This window comes from Ferroplasma acidarmanus Fer1 (assembly GCF_000152265.2).
GTDB lineage: Archaea > Thermoplasmatota > Thermoplasmata > Thermoplasmatales > Thermoplasmataceae > Ferroplasma > Ferroplasma acidiphilum.
Map to the genome: position 1 here is coordinate 1 of NC_021592.1, position 13,610 is coordinate 13,610.

10 protein-coding genes and 1 CRISPR repeat array are annotated in these 13,610 nt (G+C 28.4%); of the genes, 1 reads left to right on the top strand and 9 read right to left on the bottom strand.

What is annotated here, in order from left to right:
• The first annotated feature begins 14 nt into the window (after window positions 1–14).
• A CRISPR array of direct repeats spans window positions 15–919; the repeat unit is 30 nt; unit sequence ATTTCAATTCCTATATGGAATTATTTTAAC.
• Between the two features lie 455 nt (window positions 920–1,374).
• From FACI_RS00005 to cas6, 9 genes are read right to left on the bottom strand one after another with little or no spacing between them, the layout of a single operon-like run.
• Entirely contained in the window at window positions 1,375–2,424 is a 1,050-nt protein-coding gene (locus FACI_RS00005; protein ID WP_009886016.1) for an IS4-like element ISFac10 family transposase, read from the bottom strand.
• 14 nt (window positions 2,425–2,438) lie between these two features.
• A complete protein-coding gene (gene cas2 / locus FACI_RS10450) occupies window positions 2,439–2,684 on the bottom strand; it encodes a CRISPR-associated endonuclease Cas2 (RefSeq protein WP_009886017.1) in 246 nt (81 codons plus the stop codon).
• Window position 2,685: 1 nt separating this feature from the next.
• Window positions 2,686–3,672 (bottom strand): type I-B CRISPR-associated endonuclease Cas1b, encoded by a 987-nt coding sequence (cas1b, locus tag FACI_RS00015; RefSeq protein ID WP_009886018.1) that lies wholly within the window; start codon window positions 3,670–3,672, stop codon window positions 2,686–2,688.
• Window positions 3,673–3,674: 2 nt separating this feature from the next.
• Entirely contained in the window at window positions 3,675–4,172 is a 498-nt protein-coding gene (gene cas4 / locus FACI_RS00020) for a CRISPR-associated protein Cas4 (RefSeq protein ID WP_009886019.1), read from the bottom strand.
• 11 nt (window positions 4,173–4,183) lie between these two features.
• Complete coding sequence (locus FACI_RS00025) at window positions 4,184–6,424, bottom strand: CRISPR-associated helicase/endonuclease Cas3 (protein WP_009886020.1); 2,241 nt, start codon at window positions 6,422–6,424, stop codon at window positions 4,184–4,186.
• Window positions 6,408–7,121, bottom strand: a complete 714-nt coding sequence (locus tag FACI_RS00030; RefSeq protein WP_009886021.1) for a type I-E CRISPR-associated protein Cas5/CasD — start codon at window positions 7,119–7,121, stop codon at window positions 6,408–6,410. The genes FACI_RS00025 and FACI_RS00030 overlap by 17 nt, the downstream gene beginning before the upstream one ends.
• Entirely contained in the window at window positions 7,108–8,016 is a 909-nt protein-coding gene (cas7i, locus tag FACI_RS00035; protein ID WP_009886022.1) for a type I-B CRISPR-associated protein Cas7/Cst2/DevR, read from the bottom strand. Before cas7i ends, FACI_RS00030 begins: the two co-directional genes overlap by 14 nt.
• The gene (locus FACI_RS00040) at window positions 8,006–9,553 is read right to left on the bottom strand and encodes a hypothetical protein (protein ID WP_009886023.1); all 1,548 of its coding nucleotides are present in this window, start codon (window positions 9,551–9,553) and stop codon (window positions 8,006–8,008) included. Before FACI_RS00040 ends, cas7i begins: the two co-directional genes overlap by 11 nt.
• Window positions 9,550–10,275 (bottom strand): CRISPR-associated endoribonuclease Cas6, encoded by a 726-nt coding sequence (cas6, locus tag FACI_RS00045; RefSeq protein WP_019841286.1) that lies wholly within the window; start codon window positions 10,273–10,275, stop codon window positions 9,550–9,552. The genes FACI_RS00040 and cas6 overlap by 4 nt, the downstream gene beginning before the upstream one ends.
• A gap of 635 nt (window positions 10,276–10,910) precedes the next feature.
• Here cas6 and FACI_RS00050 point away from each other — a divergent pair.
• Window positions 10,911–13,580, top strand: coding sequence for an ATP-dependent DNA helicase (locus tag FACI_RS00050; protein ID WP_009886025.1), 2,670 nt, complete (start codon window positions 10,911–10,913; stop codon window positions 13,578–13,580).
• Window positions 13,581–13,610: the final 30 nt, after the last annotated feature.

A 13,610-nucleotide genomic window follows, 5' to 3' on the forward strand; every position in this document is an offset into this window, starting at 1 on the left:
ATATTCCCATTTTGATTTCAATTCCTATATGGAATTATTTTAACTTATTAGACAAACCAACTAATATAAAAGAAATGCTTAATTTCAATTCCTATATGGAATTATTTTAACCTAAAAAAAGATATAAAGCTCATTTACCTAATTTTTCATTTCAATTCCTATATGGAATTATTTTAACGGTGCTGCTGGATTCGATTTAGGAGTTCCTGAAAGCATTTCAATTCCTATATGGAATTATTTTAACTTGATGAACAACGTTGTAATGACGTTTAAATTATTTTAAATTTCAATTCCTATATGGAATTATTTTAACCTGAAAAATTAAGGGATTACAAAAACCAGCTTTTAAAAGATTTCAATTCCTATATGGAATTATTTTAACTGAGGGATTACATTTCCCCGTATCTTTTCCCGCCAGGGCATTTCAATTCCTATATGGAATTATTTTAACCTTCTCGTTGGAGGTTCTCCATGCCAGGATATATCCGATTTCAATTCCTATATGGAATTATTTTAACAATATCTTATAGGTCTCACTGCAACCGTCAGGGAATAATTTCAATTCCTATATGGAATTATTTTAACAAAAAGAGTATTGTTCTGGTAAACTGTTGCACTTGCATTTCAATTCCTATATGGAATTATTTTAACCGTGCCTCAATGCCAAGGAACAGATCCCTTGTGCCAAATTTCAATTCCTATATGGAATTATTTTAACTCTGCACAGGGAATATCATGCCCAGCAGGTCTCCGTATTTCAATTCCTATATGGAATTATTTTAACAGAAAATTCAACGGTTTCATGAAGATGGCGAGATAATATTTCAATTCCTATATGGAATTATTTTAACGTTGATTTTTTAAATGATTATGCCTTTTTTTGGTCTAGATTTCAATTCCTATATGGAATTATTTTAACCCAGTTCATTAATTTAATAGTAACACAGTATATTACTTAATTTTTGTGAATTTTTACGTTTATATGCAATTTTAAAAATTTATGAGTTTTTTTCTATGATATATAAATAATACGAGTTTTAATCAGCTTAAGTATTTAAATAGAATTACAAAACAATCATTCCGGATTTTATATAATGTTTGAGTTCTCTTTTTTAACTGTGCCTATCACATCTATTTTTAACATACAGATTTCCAATATTTATATCTGATCATTTGCAATTTCATAAAGATAACATCAATTTACACAGTGTTGCTATGACAATTATTGTCGAGCAATGGAATTATAATTAAAATTCTCTGATTGCTGGTTGTAAATCCAATGGAAAAATTATTATAAAAAATTAAGATCATAATATTGCCTGATGGAAGGGGTAAGGGCTTACTATTAAGTAAGCCCGATTTAATTTATTGCTATTATATTTTATTGAAATTGCTCATGTAATCATGGCCAATATCAAGCTCTTTACTGTTCCTTATTGACCTTACTATTTCCGCAGGAGTATGGTATATATTCATTGATGATTGCAATATCAACAGTACAATATAGGAAATAAGAGTTGCAAATACCTGGTTTATAATTCCATTTAAATCCCTTGATATTAAATGTGTTATTTTTAAAATCCTTTTCATATTTTCAAATATTTTCTCTATTACCCATCTTCTCATGTAGATATAATAAATGTATATTTCAGGAAGGTCCAGTATATCTGTTATATATTCCCTTTTCCTATTATTAATATCCAGTGATACCAATCTTAATTCCAATCCATTTCTAAACCTTACAATCTTAGAATTGAATGTTTCCTCCTTTATTACAGTATAATCAGCATTCTTCTTTATCCTTGAAACAAAATTTATACCTTTTTCCTTTAACTCCATGAACCTGCCAAGATTATAGTACCCTAAATCAAATGTTAATACTGTATTGCCAGATATGTATTCATTGATATATTCCAGCAGATCATCAAATACTTTAGAATCATGTACATTTGCAGGTGTAATTATTGCCTTCAATGGCAAAGGATAGGGGCTTGCAATGGCTGCAGTATGTATTTTTATTCCATTTCTCCTTTCCCCCCTCTGATAGATGCCTGAACCCTTAACCATTGTTTCTATAAATGTAGAATCTATTGCCAGAACACTGTATAATCTGTCAATATAATCATGGTATATATCATACCTGTGTGCCTTTATAAAGGGCCTCAGAATACTGTAAAATACCTTTTCAAATATACTGTATGGCCTTTTATTGTTAAGCTTTGACAGCTGTGATTTGCTTATTCCATTGTTATATGCTATATCTGTAAGGTCATTCTTTTTAATTATTCCAGTTGCTAAAATGGATAGATGTGCTGATAGGTTAAATTTCCTGGAATAGCTGTCTATGCCTATTCCTTCAACCTTTGATTCTTTAGATATTTTATTGCAGTGTTTTTTAAGGATTTTATTGACATTCTCATCCATAATTAAAAATTAAATCATAGAATAAATATGACATGGTCATGCATAATGGTTAAATATAGGAAACTGGTATGATATATCTTTATGAAATCATAGTCCTGTTCTGTCTTCTTATTTAGATAATTCTCTATTCTTATTAGTTGTGATTCCGTTATTTCTCCCTCAAAAACTGAATTCTGAATCCAGTTTAAGAATCTTTTTAAGAATTTTCTTATATTATTTATTCTATCTACCGCTACATCATAAACAATAATTACATACATTTTACCACCATATAATGAATGGTTTGTATGGTTTTATTCCCAATAAATCTTTTTCCAATTTGTACACTTCCATTCTTATTAAATCCTGATACGTTACATTTTTTTTCAATGTCCTATGAAATACAGTACTGGTTAATTTCTCCTCATAATTTTTCAAATATAACTTTTTGCCTTTTTCGTTTAAAATAACTTTTTCTAAACTATTATCAAAATCGTTTTCATTTATAATTTTTTTATTAATTAAATATAAGAATAACTTATGCGAAATTATAGGCTTAAATATTTCAGCTATATCTAGAGATAAAGAAAATCTTCTTTCTGACGGCTCATGCAAATAAGAAATTGTAGGATTTAAATGTGTGAAATATATTTCAGTTAAAACGGATGCATACACAAGGCTATTGCCGAAAGAAATTAGCGCATTTCCCATATTACCTGGCGGTCTTCTAATTCTTTTATTTATCCTGAATTTTTCAGGTATTACCGAATCCATAGCTTTGAAATAACTATTATGTGATCTCCCTTCAATTCCCATAATTTCGGTTATATCCATAGCATTCGTTAAATTGCCAATGTTAGATTTAATGTCTTCACGACTTTTCTTAACTGTTTCAGTATCATACTCCGATAATATCCTATTAAAATTGTGTAAAGCGCCGGAAACAAAGCTTTTGGCAATATTAATTCTTTCATGTATATCCAGATATTTTTGAGCTTGCTTAATTATTACATCTCCCGAGATGTCTTTACTTTTTGGCCATAGAGTTGCCTCATAATTTCCGTACCAGTTAAAAAAATGTATAGGTATCCCAAGTTTTGAAATTATAGATACAACACCAGATGATATTGAAACGGGTTTATGTGCATATACAGATCTAACATTTTCTACAGGGATTGCATTTTTTCCAATACTATTTTCAATTATAATTGTACCACCATCAACATAGACCGTACTTTCATGTATTATATGATAATCGCTTTTAACCATTTTTAACACCAGCAAAATTCAAAATATGAACATGATTTACAATAATTTTTGTATTCAGGTTGTGGTGGCTCATTAGATATAATTTTCTTAATATTTTCAATTATTTTTATTATTTCACATTTATCCTCATCTTCTAATACTATTTTCTTATGTTTATTTGTAAGTGGATAATCAAGAAAGCCTGTTGCTTTTATACCGTTTAAGTCTAATCTAAATAAGTAATAGAGAACCTGTATTGTATGTGCCTTTTCCAATTTGTCCGTTTTTTTGATTTCATGTATTTCTATATTTTTTCCCTTTCTTATAAAATCATATTTTATGTTATCCATGGATACTTCTTTTCTCTCATTTTTATATCTGATGTCATGTAATTCTTTTCCTATTTTTACATTTTCATTTTCCTTTTCCATTGATACTTTATGGGAATGCAACCATAATTTTGTTTTACAGATAACATAATATGACATCTGTACACCGGTGATATTTGTGTCTTCATCCATTAATTAATCATTTAAATAATAGTTGAGTCTATATTAATTTTATCATAGTTTATACCTTCTTCAAAAGTATATTCAAAATCAAAATATTTGAAATTATAAGTCTCACATGTTTTTATATGGCCTTTTGTAGATTCATATGGTATATTCAATGAATATTTTAGGAATTCTTTCCAGCCTTCATATATAGATTTTTCATAAGCCTGGAAAACATTATTATAATATTTATCTGGAATACAAAGAATCTTGATATAACTGATTTTTCTTATTAAGTTATGTTTTTCTGCAATTTGCTCTTCAATATTAAATTTGTATACAGATTTTAAGTCTTCTACCTGGATTTCATAAATTTTATTTTTAACTTCAGTATATGCATTTTTAAGATTTTCCTTATATTCATTATCATTATATATTTCATTTATAAGTTTCTTTGAATCCGTGTTAGATTTATAGTTATATTTGTTGAAATAATCAAAAGTTTTTTTCATTAATTCATTTTTGTAAACATATTTATCATTTTCACAATTTTTATAAATAAAAATTTTTGTATTTCCTTTTTTACCACGTCTGTTAACTCTTCCAAACCTTTGTATAAGTGCATCGGGAGGAGCAATCTGAGTTATTAACAGATCAAAATCAATATCAAGACTAACTTCAACTACCTGGGTTGCTATCGCTATTATATTATCTTCCTTTTCTAATAATTCTGATTTTTCTTTCCTATCATTATATGTAAATTGGCTGTGGAATAATACAACTTTTTTATCCTTTATCTCGTCAATGTCTCTAATCTGTGAATACAAATATTTTGCTGTTTTTATTGTATTTGCTATTACCAGTATTTTTTTAATATCTTTATGTTTTTTTATTATGTCAATTGAATTATTAATATCGCCATCTATAACATTTACATTATATCTTATTTCATTAATATCGAATTCCTTATCAACAAAATTTATTTTTTTTGTTTTACATTTTATAAAATCCTTTAAAATGTCTGGAATTGTTGCACTCATAATTAAAACTCTCTGGTTAAATATATGTGCTTTATTTATATATTCTATTATCAACGAAGTTGTATAAGGATCGTATGCATGTATTTCATCAAATATTACATTACTTATACCAGAGTTGAAAAATACGCTGTCCCATCTATTTATATTAAATAATGAGTATAGTAATTGATCAACAGTAGAAACCATGATCGGGCTGCTAAACGTTTTATAATAAAATCTTGCAAACGCATCATGATTATAATTATTTTTATCTGCATCTATATCGGTATCCATTAAAAGTAAAGATGTACTATGCTGTATCCCAACAATATCACCAAATATTTGTTTTAATCTTTCAAAAATTTTGTTGCTTGTTACCATAGTTGGCAATATGTATACAATTCTGCCATTGTTATATTTTGACCATAGCAAAGAAGCTTCTGTTTTGCCGGATCCTGTCGGACTCTGAATTATATAATTATCATTATTTTCCTGCATGAATATCTGCAATTCGTTTAATTTGTTAAAATCTGGCCTATTTTGCAGATACATGCAAATTTTATTGTCATAATCTATATCCATATTTAAAGACTTATTTGAACTTGCATTCCAATCGCACATATGTATAATATTCTCTATTATTATATACATAATTCTTAATTTATCTTTCTCATAGTATTCTATAATTTTATTATGTATACCCTTTATTATTTTTTTATAATCTACGTTGTTTATATTAATATTAAATTTATACGGGTCTGTGTTAAAAATTTCTTTAAATTCTTTATTTACAAAGGAAATAAAATCAGAATAATCATATAAATTCATATTACTTAAATTTGAATTTCTTTCAAATAAATTATCTTTTAACATTGAATGATGTGTTAATACACATATTGATGATATTGGAATATTATCAAAAAGGTAATTATTCTCTTCAAAATTAAGTAATGCAATTGCCGATATTAATGCATGAGGTAATGCTTTAGGTATATCTACCTTATCCCCCGGGTCCTGCTGTATAACTTTATTTATCATATCCTGAAATGATTTATCTAATTTTCCGAAATCGTGAAATGCAACGGCATAAAAAGCATGTATCCAGAAATTATTATTATCTATATTGTACTTATTCAATATATAACTAATTTTTTCGTTTAAAGCTTCTTTTATAATTATAAAATTATCAATACATTTTTTTGTATGTTCTTCAAGGGATTCTCCGTTTGATTTTGCTATTATTTTAATAGATGATGACATTTATGCCTCCTTCATTGTCATGTATAGTTTTATATTCCTTATTTCTTTTAATTTTCAATTTAATATCACCTATAATTGTTGTATCGCTTAAATGAGTTGCCTCCCTGTAATTTTTTTCAATATTAAAAGATAATGGCAATTTATATGTCTGAAATGGCGTGATATTTGTATTATCCTTAAGATCAATTATTTCAAAGTCATATAAATTAAATGGCAGAACTGTATTTGAAAGGTCTATATAATCATCTTCGACTATTGTTGCATTTATAATAGATATATCTTTTATGTTTATTAAATCGTGCGCTTTACCAAGCGATAATGCAAATACCGGGTTTTTTAAAAAATTATAAATCTCCTCCAAATTATTGTTTTCTATATAAATTGTATAATTATTTTTATAATTAATTTGCCGGTTAACCAAACTTACTTCGACTTCTTTACCTTTGTATTTGTATATACGAATTAAATCGTAGAACTTGCTATACGACGTGCCATATATGCCTATACTTGTATTTTTATAAAGACTTTCTATTTTTTCTTTATCATCCCTTAAATATCCCATTGCAGCAGCAATCATGCCTATTATGTGTGTTTTAACAGGCAAATCCAAAGTATCGTGTATTGTCATGTGTAAAGGTATTCTGAAAGAATTTATTATGCCGTATGCATTTATTCTTATTAATTTAATTTCTTTCATTTATATCAGCAAGATCCATTGAATCTATATCTTCATAAATTTTTTTAAAGGCTTCATCAATAGTCAGAACATTATTACCGGATTCTTTTAATATTCCTGTATCCATATTCAACGATTTGCTTAAACCAATTACTAAATTATTTCTGATTTCACCCGTTTGATTTATTGCATCCTGGATTAAATCGCTATCAATATTGAGTTTTTCGTCCACGGATACATAATCCATAAATGATGGTTTTTTTATTTTCTGGCTCTGATATCCGATAAATTTTGTGGACAAATCTGCAAGCAATCTGCTCTGGTGGCCTCCACCCCATAGATACTGAAAACTTTTTATTACTGTTTTTATTCTTTCCTTTCTCTCCTCTATACTTAATGAATTTTCATCGAAAACACCTACCCTATCTGCTTCAATTAAAACTGTATAAACATAATAATTCATCGATATTTCTGTTTCATAAAATCTATTATCCTTTTTTATATCATTATTATTCTGAAGGCCTAAATCTCTCTCAAAGTAATATGGGAATAACGATATAGCAGGTGATACCCTTACAGGGCTAATACGGGTTAAAACTTTTTCACCTTTACCAATAGTTTTCATATAGCCATATAAATCATCATCTATGTATTTTTCCGGGTCGCATTGGGTTGACAATGGCTGCTTATCGTTTTTTACATTTGGATCTTTTGCACTCGTTATATACCCTAAAGAACTGAACTGTCCCCTGCTCATACGTCTTAACGCCTGGCCACTTATGTAAGTTCTCATAGTTGAATCTGGCATCCTGATTTTCTTTATGGTTGATATTATATCCTCTCCCCAGCTTCCATTAACATTCCCATTCACTTTTATTATTGAAGTAAAAGTTATACAGTTTACTTTATTGTTCATTTTTTATCTCCTCCTGTTTATTATTATAAAATTCCTGGTGTGCAAAAATAGATATGATTGATTTTAAGTCCTGCCAGTTACTATCATCTATTTTCAATAAGAAATTATACGATATATGTAACGTATCTATTTTAAACGTTGCACGATCAAAGAATTGTAAAAATTGCTTTAAATTTGTGCAACTTCTAAGTTCGTATAACATATCCTTATCCGGCGGTATTCCTTTATCTTTATCGCCCCTGCAGTATCTTCCTATTTCTTTGCCAATTCCGTAGTATCCCCTTAAATCCTCATTTTCCATATTCATTACCTCCTGATTGTATATCATAACAAAACTATTCAGAAACTTTACTTCCTTTGCTTTACCGCTTTTGATGCTTTCTGAATAAAATTGTTCAATTTCCCCGTTGATATCCTGTGAATACATTATCAATCTTGATATTTCATTTGAATAAATGCTATTCCTATTTTGTCCGTTAACAATTACAAAATTCCGGAGTAACACAGGTAAATTTATATTATTATTTTTTAATTTAGATATTAAATTGGATAATTTTGCTGTGTCATTATAAGTATATATGTTAATAAAATGCTTGTCTGTAGCGTTTCCAATCATCCACGATAAATTTCTCCATTGATTTTTCGTTTCTTCTATATCTACATCTTTAATTTCATCAATTTTCTCATTTAAATAATATATTAAATTTATAAAAGCATTAAAAATACCATCTACACTTCTATTACCTATATTACCGTAGTCTTTATTTAAAGCGTTTTCACCTGTGTTAAAATCTATATGTTGCCAGAATTGTTTAAAATTTAAATTTATTACAGGTATAGCAAAAAAAAGTTTTTTACCGGAAATTAAAAATGGCAATTTTTCATAAATAAGAAAGGATGAAAGAGAACAGTACATACATATGTTTAAATTGCTTTTAAAGTTGCTATAGAAATTTCCATATTTATTTAGACTTGCAGCAAATGGATAATATTTTGTCTTTATTTTATCTATATTAACATCATTATTCCCGCAAAAATCACAATGGCCTTTGCGATTAAAGTCATTCAAGTTTATTACATTCAATTTTGCACATCTATCATATATTTTCATTCCTTTTTGATTGATGTTTTCTGATATGCTATTATATTCCTTCTGTAATTTCTCAGAAATTTCTTCTAATTTATATTGCTCCCTTTTTTGTGGCTGCGGTAGTATGCCTTTAAAGAAAAATTTTGTCAATTGTGAAAAACTTTCTCTGTCTATAGTTTCCATAGTATCGTTCTGCACGTCAATTTTTACATCTTTATTCTTAGTTTTTATATAATTTGCTCGTACATCATCAATAATAAAGGTAAAAATATTTTTTAAATCTTCCAAGTCATCGTATTCTATTGATAAATTATTATAATCTATTTTACCGTTAGTTATTTCTGAAAAATCTTCGTTTATAGAATTCATCTTCTTTATGTGCATAAAGAATATTATAGCGCCATTTCTGATCCAGGGGTCATTGGAGATACCGAATTGTGCTTTCATTTATTACTCTCCTCCATAAATCCGAAGCCAAACTTTAATTTCATGCCGAGGCCCACATCATTAATAAAGCGTATTAGTTTTGGTTCCGCACTTATATCTATTGTGCCATCGCTACACAAATATCTCTGATTTTTTATTTTAATATATTTTGTTTTGAAGTCATTTTTATCAATTTTTATCTCTAAATTATTAATTTCATCGTTTGTAAAATACATATACCTGCTTTTAATGCTATATTTTAATGTGTTTAACCATGTATCTATATCAGAATCATTGCTTTCACTATTAATTGCAAGAAATTTATTTTCATCCTTCAGTTTTAGTATTATAGGACTTAATGTTATTAACTTTACATTGGATTTATTATTGTAATTATCAATTATTCTCATATTTGATGTGGCAAACCTTGTTGTTGAACCATTGTTATTAATTTCAAATAAAGGATTTTTCAAAAAAGATTTAATAATATTTGATATAAACTCTTTTTCCAGGGAAGAAATAAAGAGTACACCACGTTTAATATGTATGCCATATTGATTTGAATGCGATCTGCCTAATATTTGACTAAAATTAAAAATATGCTTCGGATCATCATGATATATTTTAGACAATTCTGGATTAACTACCCTTAACTTTTCAAGTATAACCCCCCTTAAAGACTCATTATAATTATAAGTCAACATATTATTGTCAATATTATATATGTTAATTTCCAATCTCATATTAATAAAATTATATATCAAGGCTTTATTTAAATTTACGCATATATTGTATGTTCTAGAATGACTGGGTATTATTTTCTTTATATATCTCGCTAATTTACATTTTTTTATTTTACCGACATTTTATTTTTATACACCATTGCAAGTGGAACTTTATTGCAACGATCTAACAATGAGGCATCCACCCTTGATAGTTATAATGGTATACTGCTTCTTACAATGTGGAGAGATAGGGCCTAAAAGAATTAATGTGTTGGCATCTTTTTATCCTATTAAGGTTCTATTTTAACACCATATGTTATGAGGGATTAAATGTGGATTATCTTCTTTCAATCCTATAAAGGTTCAATTTTAACTCTAAAGTAATATCATTAATTTTACGATATTTATTAACTTTTCTCTTTAGCGAAAATATGCGAACGGTATATTCAGCATGATATATCTGAAAAAGTAACACTAATAATATAATTCTAGCACATTTGTAGAAGACACCAAGGTTAATGTTTCGTAATAGTTGTTACTATATCGAAACCATTTCTATTTACGAATAAAATAAAAATATTCACACTTAAATATTTCTTGAATGTATCATTTACTGGCCAAAAATTTAAGTATATACTAATATTTACACATCAATGTATAATTTATTTGAAAAACCCTTTAAACTCTCAAATGAGCAAATAAAACCTGTTAATTCCTCATCTAGATATATAAAGATTTTAGCAGGAGCAGGTGCAGGGAAAACAGAGGTGTTAACCAGAAGAATAGTAAATTTGCTGTTAAACACGGATGCACCTCCAGAATCTATAGTAGCATTCACATTCACCGATAAAGCCGCTAAAGAGATGAAAAATAGGGTATTAAAGAGAATACAGGAAATAGCTCCTCAATTTAACACTTCGAGTATATTGAATATGTATATAGGAACTATTCACTCATTTTGTTTAAGATTATTGCAGGAGCACTTTGACTACGGTATGTATAAAACAGTTGATCAGAACCAGGAAATGGCGTATATATTACAAAATGGATATACTTACGGCCTTAAACAAGTAGAAGGTTCAACCTATTCAGATAAATGTATCAATTTTCAGAAAACACTTGATATATATTATGGCGAGGAGATACCAAGAGACAACATTAATGAACTAAATCCTAATTTTATAAAAATATTAGATAGATATGAAAATAGTATGAATAAAAATAAAATTATTTCGTTTTCACAACTCATTTACTTTGCTGTGAACAAAATTAAGGATAATAAAGAAAAAATAAGTAATATAAAGTATCTCCTGGTCGATGAATACCAGGATATTAATAAAGTACAGTACGATTTAATTAAACAAATAGGAGAAAATGCAAGCATATTTGCCGTGGGCGACCCAAGACAGAGTATATATGAATGGAGAGGTTCTAATTATAAATATTTTGAAGAGTTCAGCAACGATTTTTCAAACGCTGAAGAATTCACATTAAATGAAAATAGAAGAAGCACAAAAAGCATTGTCAATATTTCCAATACAATAGTTAAGCAATTTCCAGATAACCCCGGATATCCTGATATGGTGCCGGTAAGAGAAAAATCAGGTGATGTAATTGCAACTGAATATGAAAACGCTTCTAGAGAAGCGGAAGGTATCGCAAATAAAATAAAATGTGAAATAAAGAAAGATAAAAAATATTCAAAATTTGCCGTATTATTGCGGAGTGTAAATACTTCAGGAGACCTGATAATAGATGAATTTAAAAAACAAAAAATTCCTTATCTGGTTGCTGGCAATGCAGGATTATTCAAGAGGGGAGAAGTTTTAGCACTTGCACAGATATTTTGCTGGTTTGCAGATGACGGTTTCTGGTATGTTGGCAGGTATAAATTAACAGACAACGAGTTGTTAGAGAAAGCAATAGAAAACTGGGAAACCACAGTTAATAAATTAAATAATAATATTAAAGACGACTTAAACCACATAAAATCTAGCCTAAATTCATATGGTGATTACAGGGTATTATACCAGGATGTTTTGAAGCGGTTTGATTATTCGGCATTGGATCAGGACAATGATCTTGACAATGCTATATTAGCTAATATAGGTAGATTCACAAAGGTTTTAGGTGATTATGAGCAATCTGTGCGTTATGGAGGGGGAAACAAAAACATTCAAAAGGAAATGAAAGATTTATGCTGGTTTATAAACACCTATGCAAATCATTCTTACCAGGAGGCGAAAATTGAAGACCTTTCTAAAGATAACGTTGTCACAGTGAGTACGATACATCAATCTAAAGGTCTAGAATGGCAAACTGTTTTTTTACCGTCTATAATAAATAAAAGATTTCCGTCGTTAACTCATTTTAAGTCTAATTTAATGATAGATCAATCATTGTACGAGTATAGTAGATATGAAACAAGCCTTGATAGCGAGTACCGGTTATTTTATGTTGCTGTCACAAGAGCGAAAAATTATTGTTTAATGAGCAATTTCTCCGCGTATCCTACAGGGAGAAAAACGAGCGAAAGCGAGTTTATGAGGATAATAGATAAATATGAGCCAGTAGAAGATATTGAAATTGAAACCGAAGATAATTTCAATTCAACCGATGTTTTTTCTATTCCGGTCACATCCTTGATTGATTATAAAAGGTGTCCATATCATTATAAATTATCTAAAGAGTGGGGATATACACAGGGAGTAAGTCCCTTTATGGGATATGGCGAAGCTTTACATTACATTTTACAATGCTTATCGGAAGCAATAATAAATAACAAACAAATCGACGAACATTACATCGAAAATGTTGTAAATACTAAATTCTTTTTGCCATTCGCATCAACACAGTTTCTAGACAATCAAAAGAAGGACATAAATAAAAAAATAAAGCTGATTTTTGATACTTACCTAAAAAATAATAAAATCAGCGAAGTAGAATCAAGGATAGAATTTCCGGTAGAAAATGCAATTATAGATGGTAAAATCGATGTAATAATTGATAAACACGGTAATGCGGAAATTAGAGATTACAAGACTTCGGAAGATGTTGTTACAAAAGAGGAGGCAGATATGCAGATACTATTATATGCTGAAGGTTTAAGAAGTCAGGGTTATCATGTTACAAAGGTTTCTACCATTTCCATAAAAACCAATGAAAAGAATGAACAAGAAATAGATGATAACATAATAAGCGAAAATAAGAAAAGAACGGAAGGTCTAATAAACTCTTTGAAAAATGGGGAGTTCAAAGGTAAAAAATCTAAGTTCTGTGACAGATGTGAATACCTAGAAATTTGTAAATATAAAACGGATTAATAATACCTGAATTTTATCATATTTATAAAA

Coding starts and splice junctions, on each gene's coding strand:
- FACI_RS00005 (WP_009886016.1), bottom strand. CDS start 2,424: ATGGATGAGAATGTCAATAAAATCCTTAAAAAACACTGCAATAAAATA.
- cas2 (WP_009886017.1), bottom strand. CDS start 2,684: ATGTATGTAATTATTGTTTATGATGTAGCGGTAGATAGAATAAATAAT.
- cas1b (WP_009886018.1), bottom strand. CDS start 3,672: ATGGTTAAAAGCGATTATCATATAATACATGAAAGTACGGTCTATGTT.
- cas4 (WP_009886019.1), bottom strand. CDS start 4,172: ATGGATGAAGACACAAATATCACCGGTGTACAGATGTCATATTATGTT.
- FACI_RS00025 (WP_009886020.1), bottom strand. CDS start 6,424: ATGTCATCATCTATTAAAATAATAGCAAAATCAAACGGAGAATCCCTT.
- FACI_RS00030 (WP_009886021.1), bottom strand. CDS start 7,121: ATGAAAGAAATTAAATTAATAAGAATAAATGCATACGGCATAATAAAT.
- cas7i (WP_009886022.1), bottom strand. CDS start 8,016: ATGAACAATAAAGTAAACTGTATAACTTTTACTTCAATAATAAAAGTG.
- FACI_RS00040 (WP_009886023.1), bottom strand. CDS start 9,553: ATGAAAGCACAATTCGGTATCTCCAATGACCCCTGGATCAGAAATGGC.
- cas6 (WP_019841286.1), bottom strand. CDS start 10,275: ATGAGATTGGAAATTAACATATATAATATTGACAATAATATGTTGACT.
- FACI_RS00050 (WP_009886025.1), top strand. CDS start 10,911: ATGTATAATTTATTTGAAAAACCCTTTAAACTCTCAAATGAGCAAATA.